The organism is Streptomyces sp. NBRC 110035 (assembly GCF_000829695.1).
GTDB lineage: Bacteria > Actinomycetota > Actinomycetes > Streptomycetales > Streptomycetaceae > Streptomyces.
In genome coordinates this window covers 89,524-112,141 of the sequence record NZ_BBNN01000023.1, presented here as the reverse complement: position 1 = coordinate 112,141, position 22,618 = coordinate 89,524, and the positions used below count along the sequence as shown (strand labels likewise).

Here is a 22,618-nt window from a genome sequence, read left to right as displayed (position 1 = left end):
CCCCCCCCCCCCACCCGGCCACGTCCACCCGTCAGTCGAACCAGCGGTCCCGGGCCAGTTCCTCGGTCCTGGACGGGTCCTCCAGCAGCGCCGCGACCTCGAAGCGGCGCGGCCACTGCCGGGCCGCCCAGGCCAGTCCGGCGGCGACGCCCTCCAGGGTGGCGGCGTGCAGCACCCCGTCGCGGGTCAGCCGCCAGTCGATCTCCACGCCGTCCACGAGGAGCTCCTCGTGCTCGACGTACGTGCCCGGGGTGCCCGCCCCGAGCAGCGCCCGCACCGACTCCGGTACGTCGTGCTCGGTGCCCTCGGTGTCGACGTCGCCGGTGACGGACTCGCTCAGCCGCCGCACCTGGAACAGTTCGGCCAGCTCGGCGGCGCGCGAGGGGCGCACGGGCAGCAGGGCCACTCCCCCGGTGAACGGCAGCAGGTCGGGCGAGTCGACGACCACCGCGTCCGCCGCGTCCACCACCTCGACCCGGCCGTCGACCACCGCGCGCACCCTGTCCGGCAGGGTCACCTGCTCCGGGTCCAGGTCGGCCAGCGCCCCGTAGAGGGCGTGCAGTCGACCGGCGGTGACCTCACGGTCGGGGTCGGCCAGGCGGTCGAGGAGTTCGGCGGCGCCGCCCGGTTCGCCGAGCAGCGCGGACACGGACGTACGGACGCCGAGGGCCCGCAGCACCTGCTCGTCGTCGAAACCGGTGGCGTCGGCCTCGTCGTACAGGCCGCGCAGCAGCGGGTCGCTCCCGGCGGCGCGCAGTCCGGCCGGGCGGCGGCCGCCGAGCACCGGGTGCCCGCGCAGCCACCACGCGGTGTAGGGGCGTACGACCTCGTGGGTGCCGTCCGGCAGCAGGACGCGGACCGGCTGGGTGAGGGCGTCGCGCAGCGGGGGGCGGGCGAGCAGGGCGAGGGCGCGGGGCCACTGGTCGTCGTCGACGAGGTCGAGGTCGCGGACGGCGACGAGTTCGGTGGCGACGGGCGGTACCGGACTGTCGGGGAAGCGGTCGAGGACGTCCTCGCTCCACACGTCCACGGCGTCCAGCAGGCCCGCGTCGTCGGGCTCGGCGAAGTCCCCTTCACGGGGTTCGAGTTCGTCCGGGTCGAGGACGACGTCGGTGGCGCGGACGAGCACGAAGTCGACCAGCACACCGCAGGCGGCGAGCGGCCCCTCACCCCACCGTTCAGCCAACTCTGTCTCCACGGCGGCGAGTTCGCCTTCCCGCATCACCTGGGCGAACGGGCCGCCGGGGAAGACCAGTTCGCAGGCCGGGGAGAGTTCGCCGTCCTCGTCGGGGAGGGCGAGGGCACCCAACCAGGGCTCGTCGCCCGGTTCGAGACCGGCGTCGCGCACCAACCCGAGCACGGTGTCGGCGAGTTCGTCGGCGTCGGGCGCCTCGTCCTCCCAGTTCAGGGCGGACTCCTCGTCGAGTGAGGCGGCGACGGCGGCCCGCACCTGCGGGGTGGTGAGCACCGCGCGCGGGGTCGCCGGGAGGGCGCCGAGCTTCTCCAGGAGGGGGTGCGCGGCGTCCGGGTGGGCGACCTTGAGGCCGAGCCGGGCCAGCGTCGCGGGGTCGACCCGGGCGGCCTCGGCACCGGGCAGCAGGACCTGACGGGGGCCGATGGTGGTCCTCCCGTCCGCCAGCGGCACCGGCAGTCCGGAGAGCCGGTCCGGTTCGACCCCGGCGAGGCTCTCGTACAGCCGCCGCCACCAGTCGGGCGACTTCTCGAGCCCGGCGAGCCGGTCGACGGCGTCGGTCAGCGGTACCCGGGCCACCCCGAGCGTGCGCAGCTCGGCCCGCCGCTCGAGCCCGGCGGGGAGCAGGGTCGGAAGAACCTCCGCCAGCACCCGTACGGTCTCGGCGCCCGCCCCCTCGACGACCTCGGCGTCCCGGGGCCGCAGCGACTCGGGCAGATCGGAGTCCTCGTCCTGCGCACCCGGTGCGACGGCGGGCGGGAGGAAGGAGATCCGCGGCAGCCGCGCGAGCACCGCCTGCCGCAGGGCCCCGTCCAGCTCGCCCTTGCCGAGCGGGCCGGGCACGAGGCCGATGATCCCGGCGGTCACCGGGCGCCAGTCGGCGAGGAGACCGGTGTAGGCGTCGGCGGCGCGCTCCACCAGGAAGTCGGTGAGCGGGCCGGGGGCGGTGTGCCGGCGGGTGGAGTCCAGCGGGAAGGAGGCGATGAGCAGGGCGGGCACGCCGAGCGGCTCGTCGCTGGGGGTGGGGGCGTGCACGACGGGGCTGGTCCGGGGCCGTACCGGACTGCCGTCGGCGTCGACCGGAACGGCCCAGGTCACCGACCAGTGCGGCCGCAGCCGTTCCTCGACGGGCCGGTCGGCGAGCAGGTCCGGGGTGAGCGGCCCGTGCGCGGCGGCGGTGCGCCACCGGGTGGTCCCCTCCCGCGAGTCCTCGACGACGGTGAGGTCGCCCTCGGTGCGGCGGGTCACGGTGCGGGGCTCGTCGTCGCCGATCTCGACGACGACGTCCTCAAGCCCCGGCAGCGCGAGCAGCAGGGCGTCGTCGACGGCGTGCAGCAGCCGTTCGGCGAGAGCGGCCGCGGCAGGGTCGCGCAGCGGCAGGATGACGGCGGTGTCGTACGGGTCCGGGGCGGTCCCCTCGGCGGGGAAGGGCAGCCGCAGCAACGGCACGTGCCCGTCCCGCCGCCGGATCTCGTCACCGAGCCCGGCGCTGGACCCGGCGCTCTCCCCGGCGAGCCCGCGCGCCTCGGCGAGCGACCAGCGCACTCCGCCGTGCCGCCCGACGACGGCGGGCTCGTCGGTGACGGCGAGCACGGCGGCGAAGCCGACCCCGAACCGTCCGACCGCCCGGTCGGGGGCGTCCCGCTTCGCGGAGGCACGCAGGGTGGACAGCGACTCGACGCCGGCCGCGTCGAGCGGGGCACCGGTGTTGGCGGCGACGAGCACCCCGTCGCGCAGCGTGAGCCGAAGCCGCCCCGGCACTCCCGCGCGGGCGGCGGCGTCGGCGGCGTTCTGCGCCAGCTCGACGACGAGGCGGTCCCGGTACCCGCCGAGGACGAGATCCTCCTCGGCGTTGGCGTCCTCGCGGAACCGCGCGGGACTGGCGGCCCAGGCGTCCAGCACCCCACGCCGCAGCCGCGCCGTACCGAACGGGTCCGCGCCCTCGTCCGCAGGCCGTACGAACATGCTCACGTTGATCTCTCCTCGTCGGCCGTCATCGGCGTGAGCCCGAAGGTACCGCTCCACCGGCCGTGAGCGCGCATCACGCCGGAGAGGGCGGGCGCCCCCGGGACACGCCCCGGGCCGTACCGGCGTGTGCCGGGCCGCCATACCGACGCGTACCGATGCGTACCGACGCGTACCGAGCCGCCATACCGACGCGTGCCGGTACGGCCGGATCGGGTCACACCTTCCGGGGATCGCTGCCGAGGAAACGGAAACGGCCGCCGGTCACACGGTAGAAGAAGACGCCCTCGCCCACGTACCCGCCGTTCTCCGGCTCGAAGGCATAGCTCTTCGACACCCCCTTGTACGTCGTCCTGCGCAGCACGGGCACCAGATCGTGCCGGGTCGGCCGGGGCCGGTCCAGCGTGCGCACGCAGGAGGTGACCAGCCGCACCACGTCGTACGCCTCGGCGGCGAAGGAGGGCGGATCGGCCCGGTGGCGGGTGCGGAACGCCCGGGTGAAGGCGCGCGTCGACGGCGCGGCCGACGGGTCGGTCGCCGTGGACACCACGAGCCAGCCCTCGGCGGCCTCCCCGGCCCGCGCGGGGAAGCCGGGGTCGTGGGCGGTCTGGCTGGCGATGCGGGGCCCGCGGTAGCCGGTCTCCGCCAGGGCGCGGGCGAAGCGGGCCATGCCGTCGGGCCCGCCGCCGTAGACCACGGCGCCGGGAGACCGCGCGATCATGGCCCGGACCCGGGCGTCGGTGTCCCGGCCGTCCGCGGGGACCGTCTCCGGCAGGACGTTGCGCCCGCCCGTGCCCCGCAGCCCTTCGGCGAACAGGCGGGTCACCTGCCGTCCGTACTCGCTCTCGTCGTCGACGAGAGCGATGTCGTCGAGGTCGTGCAGCCCGATCCCAGGACACGGCCCTTGCCGTCCTTCGCCGGCAGGTCGATACGGCGGTTGTGGCTGTCCAGCACCCCGTCGGGCAGTTTCCCGCGGGTCCAGACACAGGTGTCGGGAAGCACCGGCCAGGTGCCGGCCGTCTCGTACGGGTCGTGCCGGACCATGCCGGGCGTCCAGTCGGCGGGCGCGAGCACGACGTCGCGCGTGAGGGCGCGGGCCTGGGCGGCCGTCCTGGGTATCCGCTCCGGAGCGGGAGTGAAGTCGTACGCGTCGGGCAGGGCACCGACGCTGCTGGAGGCCGAGGGCTCGGCGGAGGCGGAGGCGTTCGGCGTGGCGGAGGCGTTCGGCGAGGTCGGCGTGCCCCCCTCCCCCGTCTCCCCCTCCGCCGTCTCCCCGCGCTCCCCGTCACCGCCGCAGCCGGCGAGCACCGCGACCGCCGTCACCACCGCGACGGCGGTGACGGCTGCGCGCGAAGGCCGGGCAGCGGGCGCCGGCAGTCGGAAAACAGTGAACATCGATCCCCCCGATGGTCGTACTCGCTTCGTATCCGAGCACGTCTGGTCGTCTCCCTCACGAACGCGAGACGACGAAAGAGGGGGTCGGCGGTTCCCCGCCGCGGCCGGTTCCACTCGCCACCGGCCCTCGCCGGGCGGTGAGGGGCCGGACCTGCGCCCTTCGCACACGCCGCTGAACGGGTCGTCGCCGCGCCGCCGAAGGCCCTGTCCACAGCACGGCGGGGCAGCCGGGCGGGGGCACTCCGGCGGCACGCAAACGGAGAAGGCCGTGTGCGCCGGGCCGGCCGGGCCCCGGTGCACGGCTCGTCGGGCCCCGGTGCCGCGGGTCAGCGGAGCTGCAGGATGTACAGCGTGGCGTTGAGGTTCTCGACGTCGACGGTGGTCGACCACTTGCCCATGACCTTCGTCTGGTTGCCCAGCAGCATCTCGACGTTGTTGTTGCCGGACGTGATCCGTTCGACGTCGGGGAGGCAGGGGGCCATGATGCCCGCGTCGGCGAAGCATCTGGTCTGGTTTCCGCCGTTGTATCCAGACCTTGACGAAGTCGGTCCGGTTGCCGCAGTCGGTCTGGTTGATCGCGGCGGCGGACGGAGCCCGCGCCGGGGCCGTCGAGGGCAGTCCTCTCGGGGGCGGGGTACTCCGCCTACGAGTGACCCAGCTCCGCCGACGACTCGTCCTCCGTCGCCGGGACCGAGCCGGAGTCCGCGGCCGGGCGGAGCGGGAACGGGTCGACGCGGGTCTCGTCGATCCTCGGCGGGACGGGCTGCGGCGGCCTGGGCATGACCGCGGCCTCGGAGTGGCCGCCGCAGCCGTACGCCAGGGAGACCACGCGGCCGTCGGCCGGGGAGAACTCGTTGGCGCACACGCCGAAGGCCTGGCCCAGGGAACCGCCGATGCGGGCGAGGAAGCCGCAGCTGACGCAGGAGGCGGGGGCCGCCTGCGCCATCGGGGTCTTGGCACCGAACGCCTCCTCCCAGCGGTCGGCGGCGACGTGCAGGCCGTAGCGGGACAGGACGCGGGCGCGGCGCATGCCGAGTTCCTCGGCGACCGACGCGATCGAGCCACGGGCGGGTGCGATCGTCAGGTCGGCCGGGGAGCCCGCGGCGACCTCGGCGTCCTCCGCCTCCGCCAGCTCGGCGAGTTCCCCGGTGACCGAGGCGACCGTCGAGTTCGGGGCCGGCTCGTCCTCGCCCGAGTAGCCGGGCTCCAGCCGCAGGTCCTCGGCGTCGGTGGGCAGCAGGTCACCGGGTCCCATGTCGCCGGGGCGCAGCCGCTCGCTCCACGGCACCCACTCCGGTGCGAGCAGCGCGTCGGGGCCGGGCAGCAGGACGGACTCGTTCACCGTGACGAGCTTGGCGCGGGAGGCGCGGGCGACGGTGACGGCCCAGCGCCAGCCCCGGTAGCCGAGCTCGCGGCAGGCGAAGAAGTGGGTGACGACCCGGTCGCCCTCGGAGACCAGACCTTCGTGTTCTCCGACGACCCCGGGCGCGGCGGCCTCCTCGGCGGCGGCACGGGCGAGGTCGACCGCCTCGGCGCACAGGCGGTCGGGGGTGCGGCTTCGCGTTGTCGCTGCGCTCACAGGTATCGCTTCTCTCCTACGCCGTCTCACGAGTGCGCCACTCCCAGCGCGGGGGCGGACGGAGCGGACCGGAGGACCGCGTCGACGTCCGCGCCGATTCGTGCTCGGGCGCGCCTCCATCCATTCTGCGGGATGGCTGAGATATGCACGCTACCTTCTCGCGTGCGTATGGCCTACACCGACGGTAGTTCTCGGGCCATCGCGCGCCGGAATCCGCGCCGTCCCCGTCGTCCCCCGCCACGCCCGCGGAACCCGCGGCGCCCGTGTACGACGCCCTTGCCGCACCGGCGTGGCGGACGGCCGGACGGCGGACGGCGGACGGCGGACACCCGGCAGGCCCCTCACCACCGGGGCGTTCCGCCGGACAGCGGCACGTGCCGGAGCCGTCGCCGAGGTTGCGGCACTACGTACCGCCATATCGGGGCACTATGAACGTCGTGGCTACCGCGAGGACACCCCAGGGCGCCACCGGGACCGGTGAGGCCGACGGGGTCAAGGGAAAGGGCCCGCAGAAGGGCCGACGCGTCGGGACCGGCCGGGCGGGCGGCCCGCTGCGCGCGCTCGGGCGCGTTCTGCGCCTCCCGGTGACCGGGACCGCGCGCGGGATCCGCCGGGCCACCCACGCGCACGGCGCCGGCGAGTCCGGCCTCGGCAAACTGATCGAACTGCACGGGGTGAACGGCGCCGGCGACGTCATGATCACTGTCGCCCTCGCGTCCACCGTCTTCTTCTCCGTGCCGACGGACGAGGCCCGCGGCCGGGTCGCCCTCTACCTCGCCATCACGATGGCCCCGTTCACTCTCCTGGCCCCGGTGGTCGGCCCGCTCCTCGACCGTCTCCCGCACGGCCGCCGGGCCGCGATGGCGGGCGCGATGCTCGCCCGCGCGATCCTCGCCCTGGTGCTGTCCGGGGCGGTCGTCACCGGCGGCCTCCAGCTGTATCCGGCCGCCCTCGGCGTGCTGGTCTCCTCGAAGGCGTACGGGGTGGTCAGAAGCGCCGTCGTGCCGCGGCTGCTGCCACCCGCGTTCTCGCTCGTGAAGGCGAACTCGCGGGTCACCCTGGGCGGCCTGCTGGCCACCGGCATCGCGGCGCCGATCGGCGCGGGCCTCCACCAGATCGGGCCGCGCTGGCCGCTGTACGGGGCATTCGTCCTGTTCGTCACGGGGGCGGTGCTGGCGTTCACGCTGCCGTCGAAGGTGGACTCCGCGAAGGGGGAGGACACGGCGCTGCTCGCGGCGGACGAGGAGCATCTGCACGGCCCGCACCTCAAGCCGGTCAAGCGGCCCGGCCTGCGCACGGTCGGCCCGGCCGTCACCCACGCGCTGGCCGCCAACGCGTCCATCCGCTGTCTGACCGGGTTCCTGATCTTCTTCCTCGCGTTCCTGCTGCGCGAGCATCCGATGTCCGGGCAGAGCGCCGCCGTGTCCCTGGCCGTCGTGGGAGTGGCGGCGGGCACGGGCAACGCGCTCGGTACGGCCGTCGGGGCCTCGCTGAGATCCCGCGCGCCGGAGATCATCATCGTGACGGTGGTGGCCTGTGTGGCCGCCGCGGCGATCACCGCGGCGGCGCTGTTCGGCGCGGTCGTGATCGCCTGTCTGGCCGGGATCGCCGGGTTCGCGCAGGCGCTCGCCAAACTGTCCCTGGACGCGCTCATCCAGCGGGACGTGCCCGAACTGGTCCGTACGTCGGCGTTCGCGCGCTCCGAGACGCTGCTCCAGATGTCGTGGGTGCTGGGCGGGGCGATCGGCATCGCGATGCCGCTGATCGGGTCGCTGGGCCTGGCGGTGGGTGCCGCGATCGTCGCCACGGGCTGGCTGGCCACCGTCCGCGGCCTGATCGGCTCGGCCCGGCACGGCAGGGGCAGCGGACGCACGCGGGTGGCGTGAGCCCGCCGTGCGGCACACCGACCGGGCAACCACGCGGGCGACGCGCCCTCCGGCGACGGCACCCGCACCAGCCCCTGCCCCGCCCCCTGCCCGCCCCTCCCCGGGACGGCTCGCGCACCCGGACGACACGAGCCGCCGATCAGCGCACGGACCGGCCGGCACGAGGGCGACGCGCCCTCCGGCGACGGTCTCGCGGCGGCCCCGGCCCGCATCCGCCGGGCCGGCCCCGCCACCCCGCTCCCGGGAGGGCTCGCGCGCGAGTGGCGTAACGCTCCGGCCACGCCGTACCCCCACGTGGGGAACGGGTGAGGCGTGCCCGATAGCCTTTCGCCCATGACCACGTTGCCTCGCGGCGCAGCCGCTCCGAGTGCCCGCGCCGTGCGACGCCGCCGTGCCGTCGCCACCGCCGGCGCCGTATCCGCCGGACTGCTCGTCCTGTCGGCCTGTGACAAGCCGACGGCGATGTCCACCCTCACCGTCGGCAGCTCCTCGGTGAGCTCCGAGGCGACCTGCGGCGGCGAGGGCGAGGCCCTGAAGGCCGCCGACCTCTCCAAGTGCCTCAAGGACAAGGACGTCAAGGAGATCACGGTCGACCCGGACGAGACCGTGCGCTTCGGTGTCGAGCCGGAGGTCGCCGACAAGGGCTGGACGATCCTGATGAACGGTCAGCCGCTGACCGACTCCAGCACCAAGACCTACCGCACCATCCCCGGCAGCGTGTTCTTCAACGCCCAGTACGGCGCCCAGGGCGACTCGACCCTGGTGTCGGTCAAGGAGGGCGAGAGCGACGCCACGGGCCTGTGGAACTTCCGGCTGAAGAAGGACGCCTGATCGACCCGGAGAACGGCCCGAGCGTCCCCGGTACGTCCGCCGCACCCGTGTCCCCCGCCGGTACGGGGCCCTGGGCCCGGGGCGGCGTCCTCGTGGCCACCGCGGTCCCCGCCGAGCGGGACGCGGTGGCCGGGGCGTTCCCGGGGGCCGTGGGTCAGGTCGCGCTGCCCGGAGCGGCCGGGGGGAGCCTGGTCGGGATCGCCGGCGGCCCCGACGTCCTCGCCGCCGGTGTCGGACCGGCCCTCGCCGCCGCCTCCACGGCCACCGCCCTCACCGCCGCCGCCTTGTCCGGCAGCCCCTACCGTCTGGTCGTCTCCGCCGGGATCGCCGGCGGTTTCGCGCCGCACGCGCCCGTCGGCTCGCTCGTCGTCGCCGACGAGATCACCGCCGCCGACCTGGGCGCCGAGACGGCGGACGGCTTCCTGCCGGTGACCGCCCTCGGCTTCGGCACCGTCACCCACCTGCCCCCCGCCGCCCTGGTCCGGGACGCGACCGCCGCGACCGGCGCCCTCACCGGCGCCGTCCTCACCGTGTCGACGGTGACCGGCACCGCGGCCCGCGCCGCACACCTGGCCGGCCGGCACCCCCGCGCGCTCGCCGAGGCCATGGAGGGCTTCGGGGTCGCCGAGGCCGCCGCCGCGCACGGCGTGCCCGTGCTGGAGATCCGGGCGGTGTCGAACCCCGTGGGGCCGCGCGACCGCGGCGCCTGGCGCATCGGCGACGCCCTGACCGCCCTCGCCGAGGGGTTCGGGAAGCTCGCGCCCGTCCTGGAGAGTTGGAACCCGCATGACCAGTGAATCCCGTAACCCCGGCGAGTCCGGCGAGTCCGGCGAGCGTGGGCCCGTGACCGACGGCCGCCCGCTCGGCATCGCGTACTCCCCCTGCCCGAACGACACCTTCGTCTTCGACGCCCTCGCGCACGGCCGCGTGCCCGGCGCGCCCGCCCTCGACGTCACCTTCGCCGACATCGACCTCACCAACGGCATGGCCGAGCGCGGCGAGCTCGACGTGCTGAAGGTGTCGTACGCGGCCCTCCCCTACGTCCTCGACGAGTACGCCCTGCTGCCCTGCGGGGGTGCGCTCGGCCGGGGCTGCGGCCCGCTGGTGCTGACGCGGGAGGAGGGGACCGATCTGAGCGGCCGTACGGTCGCGGTGCCGAGCGAGAGGTCGACGGCGTACCTGCTCTTCCGCCTCTGGGCGGCGGACACCCTGCCCGGCCCGGTCGGCGAGGTCGTCGTCATGCCGTTCCACGAGATCATGCCGGCCGTGCGGGACGGGAAGGTCGACGCGGGCCTCGTGATCCACGAGGCCCGCTTCACGTACCGGAACTACGGGCTGCACCAGCTCGCCGACATGGGCGAGCACTGGGAGCGGACCACCGGGCTGCCGATCCCGCTCGGCGCGATCATCGCCAGGCGGTCCCTGGGGCCGGCGGCCCTGACCCGGCTCGCCGACGCGGTCCGCGCCTCCGTACGGGCCGCCTGGGACGACCCCGAGGCGACCCGCCCGTACGTCATGGAGCACGCCCAGGAGATGGACCCGGCCGTCGCCGACCAGCACATCGGGCTGTACGTCAACGAGTTCACCGCCGACCTCGGCGAGGACGGCTACGCGGCGGTGCGGGGTCTGCTGACCCGCGCGGCGGCCGAGGGACTGGTACCGCCCCTCGGCCCGGACGCACTGCGGTTCCCTTAGGCACGGGCACGGAAAAACCCGGGCTGCGCCGCCCGGCGCCGGGCGGCGCAGCCCGGGTTTTTCCGTCAGCGCGACTGCGGCGCGTCCAGCGCCACGGTCTGTGCGAGGGCGAGGCGGCGGTCGAGGCCGGGGGACGCGATGTCGAGCCGGTACCGGTCGCGCAGCCCGAACTTCTTGTCGACCGCCGTCAACCGCTTGTCGCCCTGGGTGGGATCGAAGTGGTACGGCCACACGGACGGCACGAAATCGGTGAAGGGCAGGTGCCGCCGTGGAGACCCGCGCCGTCGCCGTCGGCCGCTGCCCGCGCGGCCGGACGGTGCGACTTTCGTTGGATGCCGGTGCGACGAACGGATGCTTCACGCAAGGGCGTTGACACCTACCGTTGGCGTGTGAATGTGACGATGACGGCCCGTGACGTCTGGAAACACCTGGTCGTGGCGGACCTGTGGTCCCGGCGCCGGATCGTCGCCGAGGTGGTCCTGGCCCTGGTGGTGGCCCTGTCGGCGGCGCTGAGCGTGCGGGGTGACGGCACACCGTGGATGGCCGCCGTGGCAGTGGCAGCCGCCGTGATGTCTGTGCTGCGGCGGGTGTTCCCGGCGAGCGTGCTGGTGCTCACGGGCGCGGTCGCCGGCGTGCTCAGCGGTTTCTGGGTTCTGCTGACGGTCGCGGGCTGGTCGGCGGGCCCGAGGATCGCGGCGCCGCGGCGGGCGCTCGCGTCGTTCGCGGCCTCGTACGTGCTCTATGCGGGGCTGTCCGCCCAGCAGGAGATGTCCGCCCTGTCCGCGCTGCACGTGCTGCTGTTCGTCACGCTCGCGTTCCTGGCGACGGCCGTCGTGCCCGGCCTCGCCGGCCGCTACCGCACCCAACGACGCACGCTCCTGCACGCGTTGCACGAGCACAACGCCCGGCTGCTGCGTGAACGCGAGATGATCGCGTCCCACGCGCGCCTGCGGGAGCGGCAGCGGATAGCCCAGGACATGCACGACAGCCTCGGCCACCAGCTGGCGCTGATCGCCGTGCACACGGGCGCGCTGGAGGTGGACCGGGACCTGACGAGCAGTCAGCGCGAGGCGGTCGGGGTACTGCGGGAGGCTGCCAGGGCGGCGATGCACGAACTGCGCGAGGCCGTCGGCATCCTGCGCGACGGCACGCAGGCGCGGGAGCGTGAGGACGACGCGGGGCCCGCGGCCCGGGGCGTGGCGGGGATCGACGGCCTGGTGGAGGCGTCGCGGGGCGCGGGTGCGGCCGTGGAACTGCGGCGCACGGGCGAGGCACGGCCGCTGGCTCCCGCTGCGGACCATGCGGCGTACAGGATCGTGCAGGAGGCGTTGACCAACGCGTTGAAGCACGCACCGGGGGCCTCGGTCGTCGTGGAACTGCGCTACGAGCCGGACTCACTGGTCGCCGAGGTCGCCAACGGGCCGGTGCCCGCGACGGCCGGTGGTGAGCGGCTCGTGGTGAGCGGAGGGCAGGGGCTGACCGGGCTGGAGGAGCGGGCCCGGCTGGTCGGCGGCATGGTGCACGCCGGGCCGGCGGCCGGCGGCGGTTTCCGGGTCGCGGGCGTACTGCCGTACGGGCCCCAGCAGCCGCACGCGCCGGACGGCGCCCCGGGGCGGGCCGGCTCGGGGCGGGCCGCAACGACATTCGTCGATGCGGAGAACGACTTCCGGGGGCAGAGCGACGGGGTGCTGTCCGGCGACGGTGGAGCGGTCATCGACTGGTCCGGTCCGCCCGACAGGCAGAAGGAGCTCGACATCGCCATGGGAAGCAGGAGGAAGGGTCTCGTGATCGGGTGCGGCAGCGCACTGCTGGTTGCCGTCGTTCTCGGGGTGCTGGCCGTCGTGGGGATCCGCGAACTGGTGGAGGAGAGCGGCAAGGCCATGATCGAACCGTCGGTCTACCACTCGGTGCGGGTGGGCGATGCCGAGTCGGCCGTGCGGGGCGAACTGCCGGACGGCAGGTCGTTCCTGACCGAGGGTCTGGACGCCGGGGGGCCCGCGGAACCGAAGGGCGCGACGTGCCTGGTCCTCCTGTCGTCGGAGATGCCGGACGGCCTGGACGAGGAGCCCGTCTTCCGCTTCTGCTTCCGGGACGGGGAGCTGGTCCAGAAGAAGTCCTACGTGGTCAAGTCATAGGCGTGGAGCGTGACGTGCCTTGAGTATGGTTGAGCGTTCGACCGCCGCGCCGTTCGGAGACGGTGACGCGGCGGTCGCCTTGCTCGTTGTCACCGGAAGCCTTGCAGGAGAGCTGTGATCAGGGTCCTCGTCGCGGACGACGAACCGCTCATCCGGGCAGGCATCCGGATGATCCTCACCTCCGCCGAGGACATCGACGTCGTGGCGGAGGCCGGCAACGGCCGCGAGGCGGTCGACCTGGCCCGGGCGCACGCCGTCGACGTGGCCCTGCTCGACATCCAGATGCCCGTGCTGGACGGGCTGTCCGCGCTGGCCGAGCTGCGGCGGGCCGCGCCGTCCGTCCGGCCGCTGATCCTGACGACCTTCGGCGAGCGGGAGAACGTGCTGCGCGCACTGGGCCATGGCAGCGCCGGATTCCTCCTGAAGGACTCGGCGCCGGGCGAGCTGATCCAGGCGGTGCGGGCGGCCGCGGCCGGAGACGCGTATCTGTCGCCGGCCGCCACCCGGCACGTGGTCGACTCGCTCGCGTCGGGGCAGGCCGCGGCGCGCGGTGAGGCAGCGCGGCGGCGTCTGGAGACGCTGACCGAGCGGGAGCTCGAGGTGCTCGGACTGCTCGGTGAGGGGCTGTCCAACGCCGACGCCGGCGAACGGATCCATGTGAGCGAGGCGACGGTGAAGACGTATGTCAGCCGGATCCTGACGAAGTTGCAGTGCGAGAACCGGGTGCAGGCGGCGCTGCTGGCACGGGACACGGGGCTGGGGACCACGTCCTGATCCGCCGACGCGGGTGAGTGAGTTCCCCGGGCCCGGTGGACAGCCGTCCCTGGACGGAGGCCCGCAGCGGGGCGCGCGTCGACGCGCCAGGAGCGCGCACCGCCCTGCTCCGGGCGGTACGGAGGGCTCGTCCCCTCCGGGCCGGAAGCTCGTGAACAGCCGACAGCCGACGTCTGCCGGACGTCACCGCTGCCCGCCCGGCTCGGGACCGACCTGCCCGGGACGTGGCGTCCGGGTACCTCCTGGACGCCACGCCACCAGCAGAAACGTCGAGTCACCGGGCCGGGGGCGGGACGTGTGGCGAAAGCGGCGCCGTTCGCCCGAAGGGCGGGACGTTCGCCCCACGTCCCGGAAATCTTCTGACGATCCTGAAAACGCGCCCGGACCCTCCCGGTGCGGCCCGGTCGGTGTTTCCGCACGGACCTGGACGACCCGGGCGGCCGGAGCGGGAACCTCAGGGCACTTCTAGACGTCCAGCTGGTCGGCGACGGCGCGCAGAAGGCCGGCGATCTGCTTCCCGGAGGTGCGCTCCGGATAACGGCCCCTCTCCAGCATCGGTGTGATGTTCTCCAGCAGGGTCGTCAAATCCTGGACGATGGAGGCCAGCTCGTCGGGCTTCTTGCGCTGGGCCGCCGCGACCGACGGGGTCGGGTCGATGACGGTCAGGGACAGGGCCTGGTCACCGCGCTGCCCGGCGACCACGCCGAACTCGACGCGCTGGCCCGGCTTCAGCGTCTCAAGGCCGGCGGGGAGCACCGAGGAATGGACGAAGACGTCCCCGCCGTCGTCACGGGAGAGAAAGCCGAAGCCCTTCTCACTGTTGAACCACTTGACTTTGCCGGTGGGCACGACCGTCCTCGTCCTCGTACTCGTCGGAAAACTGCTTCGGAAACGGCTCTTGATAGCACTCAGGCGGGCCCCGGTGACCCGCCGCAACCAAGGCTAGTGGTCTTCGGGCCGGTGACAAGACGTCGCCGGGTTGTTCCCTCGCGCCAGGAACTACCCTGGTCGGGTGGCTGACAAAACCCAAGCGAATTCCCCGGCTCCCGGAGACGGCCTGGTCCGTGCCGGCGGCATCGTCTTCCTCATCGGCGCTGTGGCCACTCTGGTCACGGTGGCACCGTTGTTCCTCGGAATCGACGCCTTTCCGACGTACATGTTCGTACTGAGCATGCTCATGGGTGTCGGATTCCTGATGGCGGGCGCCGGCGTGCTGCGGTCGGCCGCGGCGGGACGCCGTCAGGCCCGCGCCGCCACGAAGCGGGCCTAGCCCCGGTGCCGGTGACTTAGGGCTTTGGTGACCGCTTGACCCGTTTGGGTTCGGTGGCGCCGACGACAGACCCTGTGCGGCAGTGTGACCGGCGGCAGGGCAGGTCCGCCGGCGCTGCCTGGGAGGGGTCACCGTACGACGCCGGCGGTGCGGGCTGCGGTCAACCACTGGGGGGATTTCTGCAGGAGCTGGTCGAAGAGCTGGTGGTCGGGGGTGGCCTGCGGGGTGCGGCCGGCCTGTCTTCACCGTGCGCGGCTGCTCCCAGTCGACAGTGGCGAGCGGTGAGGTCCACTGCTTTGACGGCGCCGAGGAATCGGATCAGGCTCTGGCCGCAATCGCCCCGGCAGCCGCGAGAGGTACCGGCGGCGGCGCGGCACCAGCGAAGGCCAGTAGCGAGCTCGGTCCCATGGCTTCCAGCGACTGCACCTACGGGTGGGTCTGCCTGTGGGAGCACTCGCACTTCAAGGGGCGTCGGCTCCAATGGTCCGCCAAGGGGACCAAGCAGCTCGGGGACTGGGACTTCCGGGACAAGGCCGGCTCCGGCTGCGTGAACCGCGCTCAGAGCGGTGTGTTGGTCCACGACGCCCGTACGGGCCTGCCCGACCCGTACGTGGTCATGACCAACGGCTACTGCTACAACTTCTCCACTGCCGGCTACCCGACCGGTGGCGCCTTCAACGACAAGGCCGACTGCATAAAGATGTGACCGGCCGGGATTGACGCCACCTCGCGCCCAGGCGCCCTGCTTGAGGGCGTCTGGGAGGCATGCGTCCTGACTGCTCCCGCACCACCCCGGTCGGGACCGCAGCGATCCAGTTACGTCTGTGCCAGCCTCGAGTCGTTCCACCCGAAGAACGCCGGCACCACGGGCTACGCCCGGGTCATGGATCAGGCACTGGCCGGTATCGGATACAAAGGCAGCTACTGATCCGCACCGACTCCGCCGGCGGCACCCACGAGTTCCTGGACTGGCTCACCAGACGCGGCCGGTGGCTGTCCTGCTCAGTCGGTAGGACGACCACCGACGCCGTCCACCACGCTGTGCTGCGGGTACCGGACCGGGCCTGGACCCCGGCGGTCGAACCCGACGGCCAGCCGCGCGATGGCGCCTGGGTGGCCGAACTGGCCGGGAACCTCCTCAAGGGCCGACCGGTCGGGATGCGGCTGATCGTGCGCAGAGAACGGCCCCACCCCGGAGCGCAGTTGAGGTTCACCGACGCCGACGGCATGCGTCTGACCTGCTTCGCCACGAACACCCCCGGCACCACGATCGCGGCCCTGGACCTGCGGCACCGCCAGCGCGCCCGCGCCGAGGACCGGATCCGCGCGGCCCGCGACACCAGTCTGCGCACCCCCTGCACCGCACCGCCCAGAACCAGGTCTGGCTGAAGATTGTCCAGCTCACCCTGGACCTGCCGGCCTGGATGCCTCTGCTCGCCCTGTGGTCGCGGAGGATTGTGGCGAGGGCCCGTAAGTGCCAGTCGTGCCGGGCGATGGCGGGCTCGGCCCTGTTCTGCATGTGGGTGGTTCCTCCTGACGGTTGTGCGGGTGTTCTTCCCCCGCACAACCGTCAGGGGCGGCCCGTGAACTGCCTGATCCGAGCGGTGTCCGGTCCGGCAGTTCCTCGCTCCACGGCCGGAGCACGACAACCCTGCCCTTCCCGTTCCTCGTACTGGCCGGGAGGGGCGACACCCCGCCCGAAGCCCCGGCCCGACTCACCCTCGTGCCCGCCGCCGGAGAGGGCTGAGGTTCCCCCGACGTCAAGCACGTGGTCCGTGAGGGCGACACGATAACCGTTTCCGTCCTCGTCTCAAGCTCGCAGGCAGCAGTCAACCAGTGCTACCGCTTCACCCGGCCGGTCACCGGCGACGACAGCCGAAGTTCCGCCACAGCTGTTCCGGCGTCTTCGTGCTGATGGTTCTGTGCAGGTCGTGCCTTGCACCACCCGGAGCTGGTGAAGACGATCCGCGCGGCGAGCGCAGCGGAAGAGCCGGGACTGGCCGTGGTGGAGGTCGTGGCCTGCGACGACCACACCGCATTCGCCGTCCAGGAGGTACTCGCCGCACGGTGGGACGGTCACCGGAACCCGCCGGGCAGCGGCCGCCTGCCTTCCAGGCCCGGCTCGCCGAACTCTCCGCCACCCAGGGCACCGACCGCAAAGCTCCCCATGCCGCGAGGACGCCGCGCTGCGAGAGCGTGACGGACGCGTGCGGCCTGCTGGTCTCGCGCGGGCTCCGCCGACGGAAACGGACCGCCTGTGGCCCGCACGGGTGCGGGCCACGGGCGGACGTGCGCTCGTCGGGCGGCACGTCGGGGGACGGCCCGGAGCACGAGACCCGGGCCGTCGCTCTCGGCGGTGCCCCGGCCCCGCCGTTTCGGCCGGGCCGGGGTCGGGCACGCGCCGCCGCGCGTCAGGCGCGGACTCCGGCCGCGTAGGCCGAGAACCAGCGGGGGAACTCGGTCAGGTCGGCGAGGACGACGTCCGCGCCGGCCTCCCGCAGTTCCGCGGGGTCGCAGGGGCCGGTGGCGACGGCGACGGACAGTGCGTCTGCGGTCCGCGCGCCGCGTACGTCGCCCACGTGGTCGCCGACGTACACGCCCGCGCCGTGCTCGCGCAGCGCCAGCGCCTTCTGCTCGGCCCACAGGTCGCCGATCACGGCGTCCGGCTCGATGCCGAGGTGGGCCAGGTGCAGCTTGGCGTTCGGCTCGTACTTCGCGGTGACGACGACGGCACGCCCGCCCGCCTCGCGCACGGCGGACATGGCCTCGCGGGCGCCGGGCAGCGCGGGCGTGGCGGCGATGGCGTACGTCGGGTACATCGCCCGGTACAGGTCGGCCACCTCGTCGACCCGGTCGGCCGGGAACCAGTGGACCAGCTCGTCCGCGAGGGGCGGTCCCAGCCGGGTGACGGCGAGATCGGCGTCGATGGGGGTTCCGGTCCGCTCGGAGAGCGCCTGGTAGCAGGCACGGATGCCGGGCCGGGAGTCGATGAGCGTCATGTCGAGGTCGAAGCCGACGGTGGGCGGGAGCGCGGTCGTGGAGGCCATACCCGCCATTGTGCCCAGCGCACGCAAACAACCGACCGGCCGTACGCCCCCGGCCCCGGGTTCTGTCCGGCGGGTCGGGGCGGAGGAAACCGGCGGCGGCTGTCCGGCCTGGGTGAGCGGGGTCTGGTGCGTGCGGCTGCGAGGCCGAGGAGGGAGGCGACGCGATGGGGGTTCCTCCCGCTCGAGCGGGAGCCGGCCGGGAGGGACCGGCGAGGGACGGCACAACGCCACCGGAGGCTCCCCCTGGCCGAAGAGCTTGGGGGAGGGCGTGCGGGCGTGCCGGACCCCGTCTCTCCAGGATGATCCGCCGGACAGGTCCAGGACCTGCTGTGAAAGGGGCGTCGTCGCCCGCGGGGCGGCCGCGCGGGCCCTGGAGGTCCCCCTGCCCGAGCCAGGCCGAGAGCTCGGGGAGCGTGCTCCCGGCGCGCCGCCCGGAAGCTCTCCTGCCGGGCCGGCGTACCCGGGCTTCCGGGCGGCGCGGGTGCGGCGGGAGTGCCTGCCGGGCGTCGCACGGCAGGCGTCACGCTCGCCGCGGGCCCTAGCGGGGGCGCTGGGAGCGCCAGGTCAGGAACAGGGCCGAGGCGACGGCGGCGGCCCGGACCACCCAGGGCCAGGTCTCGGAGACGGCCTCGTTCATGGCGCCGTCGGCGACGGGGGTGCCCCAGCGTCCCTCGGTCCTGCCCCACAGCCAGGCGACTCCGCCCGCGATCGCGAGACCGGGCAGGACGACGACCGCCCACTTGATCTCGGCCTGGCTGAGGCGGCGGGAGGCGTAGACGATGACCCAGCCGAGGAACAGGGCGAACCAGTTGCCGAGCACGGCGCCCACGACCAGCAGGCCCGCGGCGACCAGGAGCAGCGGGTTGCTCCAGTTGCCGGACGGGAGGCGCGGGAGCCGGCGGCGGAAGGCGGAACCGGTCTTCTCCTTCTCGCTCCCGGCCTCGACGACGACGGGGGCGGAGGCGGTGGCGGGTGCGGTGGCGGGCACGCTTTTGCCCGGCCGCCCGCCGGCGCCCGGGGCGTCGTCCGTGGCCGGCGGGGCCTTGAGCAGTTCGGGGATCTCGACGCCGCCGACGAAGCCGGGGACCTCGTCGCCGACGCCGAAGGGGCTGCTGTCCGTCCGCCACCAGTCGGGCTGGGTGGCGCTGTCGCCGAGTTCGTCCATCCCGGCCCGGTGCGGCGCGGACGGTCCGGCGGGTGCGGAGGGGACGGCAGGGGCGGCGGGCGGGACGTCGGCGGGCCGGGGGCGGGGGACGGCGCGGCGCAGGACGCTCTTCGCCCGCCGGCCGCGGTCGCCGCCCCGCTGGGCGGGAACCGCGGCGGGCGCCGGCGCGGGCCTGCCCGGGGTGGCGCCCGCGCTCCCCTCCGCGCCGAAGGCCGCCCCCTCGCTGCCGGAGGTGCCGGAGGCGCCGGAAGAGGCCGCCGTCACGACCTCGTCCGGGGTGCCCATACGGGAGATGATGCGGCGCACGGCCGTCGGGGAGTCGACCACGGCCTTCGCCCGGCGCCGGTCGATCTCGTCCCGCAGCCCGGCGACCAGACGCATGCGGGTCGCCGACGGCAGCTGCCGCTGCTGGGCCACGTCGCCGACGCGGCTCAGATACTCGTAGACGACCTGGTCACTCTCGATACCCACGAAGTCCCCTCCGGGGCGGTTGCGTTGGCGGACGACGTCGCACGACGGTACCGCGAGTCCGGCCGGCCGGCCCAACTCCACGCACCCCACCGGCGGATCCACCCGCTACGGTGATGCGGATGAGCACCGAGGAGAAGCCCGCGGCGGCCCCCCGATCCCTCGCGGAGGCACTCCGGGCGCGGGACGACGCCGGGCTTGCCGCGCTCCTGCGCAGCCGGCCGGATCTCGTCACGCCCGTGCCCGCCGACCTCACGCAGCTGGCCACCCGGGCCGGTACGCGCGCCTCGGTCGTCCGCGCCCTGGAGCGGCTGGACCGGTTCACGACGCAGACCGCGCAGGCGCTGGCCGTGGCGGCGGATCCGGCGCCGTACGACGAACTGCTCGGGCTGCTCGCGGGCGACGAGGGCGACCCGGCGGTGTCCGCCGCGCTGCCGGGCGCCGTGCGGACGCTGCGCGAGCAGGCGCTGCTGTGGGGCGACGACGACCGGCTGCGGCTGGTCCGTACGGCCCGCGAGCTGCTCTCCCCGTCCCCGCAGCACCCTTCGCCGACGGGCCTCGGCCCGACCGTGCGGGAGGCGACGGCCGGGATGTCCCCGGGGCGGATCCAGGAGATCGTCACGACGGTCGGACTGCCCTCCACGCACGACTCGGTGTCCGCCGTAACGGCGCTGACCGGGCTGTTCACGGACCGGGCGCGGATGGCGGCGCTGCTGGCCGAGGTGCCGCCGGAGTCGGTGGAGGTGCTGGAGCGGCTGGTCTGGGGGCCGCCCTACGGTCAGGTCACCGCCGATCCGGCGACCCGGCTGCGCCGACTGCTGGACCGCGGGCTGCTGCTGCCGACCGCGCCCGGGACGGTCGTCCTGCCGCGGGAGGTGGCGCTGCACCTGCGCGGCGGGCGGGCGCACCGGACGACGGAGCCGGTGCCGCCGCCGGTCGAGGCCGCGGCCACGCACCGTCCCCAGATGGTGGACGCGACGGCGGCCGGACAGGCGTACACGGCGCTGGCGACCGTCGAGGAGCTGCTGAAGGACTGGAACGAGGGCGGCCCGGCGGTGCTGCGGTCCGGCGGGCTGAGCGTGCGGGACCTGAAGCGGACCGCCGTCGCCCTGGACGTGCCCGAGACGGTCGCCGCGTTCTGGGTCGAACTGGCGTATGCGGCAGGGCTGGTGGCCTCCGACGGTGAGGCCGACGAGCGGTACGCGGCGACCCCGGCGTACGACACCTGGCTCGAACGACCCGCCGCCGAGCGCTGGGCGACGCTCGCCGCGGCGTGGCTGGCGGCGACCCGGACGCCGGGACTGGTCGGCGGGCGGGACGCGAAGGACCACACCCTGGCGGCGCTCGGCCCGGGGCTCGACCGGTCGGCGGCGCCCGAGGTGCGGCGCCGGGTGCTGGCCCTGCTGGCGGAGCTGCCGGAAGGGGCGGCGCCGGACTCCGGGTCGGTGTCGGAGCGGCTGCGGTGGGAGCGGCCGCCGCGCCCGGCGGGCGGCGCGGCAGGTTCCGGTTCCGTCGCAGGGGGCGCGGGCGAGGGCGACGACCTGCGCTCGCGGCTCGCCCGGTGGACGCTGGCCGAGGCCGAGATGCTGGGCGTCACCGGCCGCGGCGCACTGTCCGCGCACGGACGGGCCGTACTCGGGTTGCCCGGGCCGAAGGCACCGGCGGGGCGGGCGGTACCAGGGCCGGGGACGGGCACGGGCACAGGGACAGGACCGGGCACAGGACCGGGATCCGCGTCGCAGTCGGGATCCGCGTCGGGGCCGGGGGCGACGGGGCCGGGCGACCGTCTCCCCGTCCACCACCACCGGTCGCCCGCCTCGCCCCCGTTCTCCTCCGCCCTCACCGCCCTCACCCCCGCCGAGCAGGCCGCCGCGTCCTCCTCCGCCGCCCGGCTGCTCGCCCCGTTGCTGCCCGAACCGCTGGACCACGTCCTGCTCCAGGCCGACCTGACGGCGGTCGCGCCCGGCCCGCTCCAGCGGCCGCTCGCGGACATGCTGGGGGTGCTGGCGGACGTGGAGTCGAAGGGCGGGGCGACCGTCTACCGGTTCACGCCGGGCTCGGTACGCCGTGCCCTGGACTCCGGCCGGGCCGCCGCCGACCTGCACGCCTTCCTCGCCGCGCACTCCCGTACGCCGGTGCCGCAGCCGCTGACCTACCTGATCGACGACGTGGCCCGCAGACACGGGCATCTGCGGGTGGGCGCCGCCTCCGCGTACGTGCGCTGCGACGACGACGCGGTGCTGAACGAGATCCTCGCCGACAAGCGGGCCGCCGGGCTGGGCCTGCGCCGGCTCGCGCCGACCGTGCTGGCCGCGCAGGCCGATCCGGCCGGCCTGCTGGAGGGACTGCGCCGGATGGGGTTCGCGCCGGCCGCCGAGTCCGCCGAGGGCGATGTCCTGATCACCCGCGCCGACGCCCGCCGCACCCCGCCGCGCACGGCACCCGAGCCGGTCCCGGAGGGGCCGCCGGTGCCCGACGACACCCTGCTCGCGGCGGCGATCCGCGCCGTCCGCGCCGGCGACCTCGCCGCGACGGCCCCGCGCAGGACCACGGCCGGGGAGACGGACGGGGAGACGGACGGTCCCGGGGCGGGGAGCGGTGCGCTGCCGCGCACCGGGGCCGCCGAGACCCTCGCCACCCTGCAGGCCGCCGTCCTCACCGGCGAGGCGCTGTGGATCGGCCACGTCAACGCCGAGGGCGTCGCCGGCCGGCGCGTCATCGCTCCGGTCCGGGTCGAGGGCGGCGTCGTCACCGCGTACGACCACACGGCCGACGAGGTGCGGACGTACCCGCTGCACCGGATCACCGGGGTCGCGGAACTCGCGGACGAGGAGAGCTGAAGCCCGCTCCGCCGCGCGGTCTCCCCGCACGGTACGGAGCGCGGCGTCGGACGCCGGCGGCTGCCTCGCCGCGACGACGGCGTACGGCATGCCCGCCCACGCGCAGGACGGCACGGCCGGGCACGGTCCGCTGACGGGCGCGGGCTGCTGCTGCGGGCCGGTGCCCTCAGGTGCGCGGCCGGTTCACCGGGCGGTGGGCGGTGCCGTGGCCGCCGCCGGAGGTCGGGTTCGGGCACGACCGGAACGGGGTGTGAGAGGAAGACGCGCTCGAGGACGACGCCGCCGGTTTCCTTCCTCGTCGCGAGGTCGGGGACCGGGAGGGACCGGCGTGTCCGAGGGACGCTGCGCATCCGGCACTCGAGGAGCGCGCGGAAGG

General features: G+C 74.7%; 18 protein-coding genes and 2 pseudogenes. 11 read left to right on the top strand and 9 right to left on the bottom strand.

The features are described from left to right. Positions 1-31: 31 nt before the first annotated feature. From TU30_RS13445 to TU30_RS37180, 5 genes and pseudogenes are all read right to left on the bottom strand, one after another. A complete protein-coding gene (locus TU30_RS13445) occupies positions 32-3,163 on the bottom strand; it encodes a sacsin N-terminal ATP-binding-like domain-containing protein (RefSeq protein WP_042169051.1) in 3,132 nt (1,043 codons plus the stop codon). 211 nt (positions 3,164-3,374) lie between these two features. Further along, a complete protein-coding gene (locus tag TU30_RS13440) occupies positions 3,375-3,983 on the bottom strand; it encodes an ABC transporter substrate-binding protein (protein WP_042169049.1) in 609 nt (202 codons plus the stop codon). Then, positions 3,980-4,552, bottom strand: coding sequence for a hypothetical protein (locus TU30_RS37190; RefSeq protein ID WP_234307855.1), 573 nt, complete (start codon positions 4,550-4,552; stop codon positions 3,980-3,982). Before TU30_RS37190 ends, TU30_RS13440 begins: the two co-directional genes overlap by 4 nt. A gap of 326 nt (positions 4,553-4,878) precedes the next feature. Next, positions 4,879-5,076: pseudogene (locus TU30_RS37185) on the bottom strand (beta/gamma crystallin domain-containing protein); the annotation flags it as partial. A 119-nt stretch (positions 5,077-5,195) separates the two neighbouring features. Beyond that, positions 5,196-6,131: a DUF3027 domain-containing protein gene (locus TU30_RS37180; RefSeq protein WP_042169046.1), complete on the bottom strand. Its 936-nt coding sequence runs from the start codon at positions 6,129-6,131 to the stop codon at positions 5,196-5,198. Positions 6,132-6,568: 437 nt separating this feature from the next. Here TU30_RS37180 and TU30_RS13425 point away from each other — a divergent pair, with 437 nt between their 5' ends. The 4 genes from TU30_RS13425 (at position 6,569) to TU30_RS13410 (ending at position 10,543) form a co-directional block, all read left to right on the top strand. Next, the gene (locus tag TU30_RS13425; protein WP_042169324.1) at positions 6,569-8,017 is read left to right on the top strand and encodes an MFS transporter; all 1,449 of its coding nucleotides are present in this window, start codon (positions 6,569-6,571) and stop codon (positions 8,015-8,017) included. 333 nt (positions 8,018-8,350) lie between these two features. Then, on the top strand, positions 8,351-8,848 hold the full coding sequence (locus tag TU30_RS13420) for a DUF2703 domain-containing protein (RefSeq protein WP_234307853.1): 498 nt from the start codon (positions 8,351-8,353) through the stop codon (positions 8,846-8,848). Between the two features lie 92 nt (positions 8,849-8,940). Beyond that, positions 8,941-9,645, top strand: coding sequence for a futalosine hydrolase (locus TU30_RS13415; RefSeq protein ID WP_042169321.1), 705 nt, complete (start codon positions 8,941-8,943; stop codon positions 9,643-9,645). Beyond that, entirely contained in the window at positions 9,635-10,543 is a 909-nt protein-coding gene (locus TU30_RS13410; RefSeq protein WP_234307852.1) for a 1,4-dihydroxy-6-naphthoate synthase, read from the top strand. The genes TU30_RS13415 and TU30_RS13410 overlap by 11 nt, the downstream gene beginning before the upstream one ends. A gap of 65 nt (positions 10,544-10,608) precedes the next feature. Here the strand turns inward: TU30_RS13410 and TU30_RS34035 are convergent, their stop codons facing one another. Beyond that, on the bottom strand, positions 10,609-10,776 hold the full coding sequence (locus tag TU30_RS34035; RefSeq protein WP_176726116.1) for a hypothetical protein: 168 nt from the start codon (positions 10,774-10,776) through the stop codon (positions 10,609-10,611). A gap of 168 nt (positions 10,777-10,944) precedes the next feature. Between TU30_RS34035 and TU30_RS13400 the strand changes: the two genes are divergently transcribed. Both TU30_RS13400 and TU30_RS13395 read left to right on the top strand, forming a co-directional pair. After that, complete coding sequence (locus TU30_RS13400) at positions 10,945-12,678, top strand: sensor histidine kinase (RefSeq protein WP_042169041.1); 1,734 nt, start codon at positions 10,945-10,947, stop codon at positions 12,676-12,678. 114 nt (positions 12,679-12,792) lie between these two features. Continuing rightward, positions 12,793-13,452: a response regulator transcription factor gene (locus TU30_RS13395; RefSeq protein WP_042169038.1), complete on the top strand. Its 660-nt coding sequence runs from the start codon at positions 12,793-12,795 to the stop codon at positions 13,450-13,452. A gap of 465 nt (positions 13,453-13,917) precedes the next feature. Here the strand turns inward: TU30_RS13395 and TU30_RS13390 are convergent, their stop codons facing one another. After that, the gene (locus TU30_RS13390; protein WP_042169034.1) at positions 13,918-14,301 is read right to left on the bottom strand and encodes a cold-shock protein; all 384 of its coding nucleotides are present in this window, start codon (positions 14,299-14,301) and stop codon (positions 13,918-13,920) included. Positions 14,302-14,464: 163 nt separating this feature from the next. On the opposite strand from TU30_RS13390, the gene TU30_RS13385 reads away from it, so the two are divergent. From TU30_RS13385 to TU30_RS37170, 4 genes and pseudogenes are all read left to right on the top strand, one after another. Next, a complete protein-coding gene (locus TU30_RS13385) occupies positions 14,465-14,722 on the top strand; it encodes a hypothetical protein (RefSeq protein WP_042169031.1) in 258 nt (85 codons plus the stop codon). A 406-nt stretch (positions 14,723-15,128) separates the two neighbouring features. Continuing rightward, complete coding sequence (locus TU30_RS13380) at positions 15,129-15,428, top strand: peptidase inhibitor family I36 protein (protein ID WP_042169029.1); 300 nt, start codon at positions 15,129-15,131, stop codon at positions 15,426-15,428. Between the two features lie 194 nt (positions 15,429-15,622). Continuing rightward, positions 15,623-16,164, top strand: a pseudogene (locus tag TU30_RS13375) (transposase); the annotation flags it as partial. A gap of 512 nt (positions 16,165-16,676) precedes the next feature. Beyond that, the gene (locus TU30_RS37170; RefSeq protein WP_256081805.1) at positions 16,677-16,922 is read left to right on the top strand and encodes a DUF6207 family protein; all 246 of its coding nucleotides are present in this window, start codon (positions 16,677-16,679) and stop codon (positions 16,920-16,922) included. A 211-nt stretch (positions 16,923-17,133) separates the two neighbouring features. Here TU30_RS37170 and TU30_RS13370 read toward each other — a convergent pair whose 3' ends face one another. Further along, complete coding sequence (locus tag TU30_RS13370) at positions 17,134-17,769, bottom strand: HAD family hydrolase (RefSeq protein WP_042169026.1); 636 nt, start codon at positions 17,767-17,769, stop codon at positions 17,134-17,136. A 538-nt stretch (positions 17,770-18,307) separates the two neighbouring features. Continuing rightward, the gene (locus tag TU30_RS13365; RefSeq protein WP_042169312.1) at positions 18,308-19,405 is read right to left on the bottom strand and encodes a hypothetical protein; all 1,098 of its coding nucleotides are present in this window, start codon (positions 19,403-19,405) and stop codon (positions 18,308-18,310) included. A gap of 119 nt (positions 19,406-19,524) precedes the next feature. On the opposite strand from TU30_RS13365, the gene TU30_RS13360 reads away from it, so the two are divergent. After that, positions 19,525-22,242 (top strand): helicase-associated domain-containing protein, encoded by a 2,718-nt coding sequence (locus TU30_RS13360; RefSeq protein WP_042169024.1) that lies wholly within the window; start codon positions 19,525-19,527, stop codon positions 22,240-22,242. Positions 22,243-22,618: the final 376 nt, after the last annotated feature.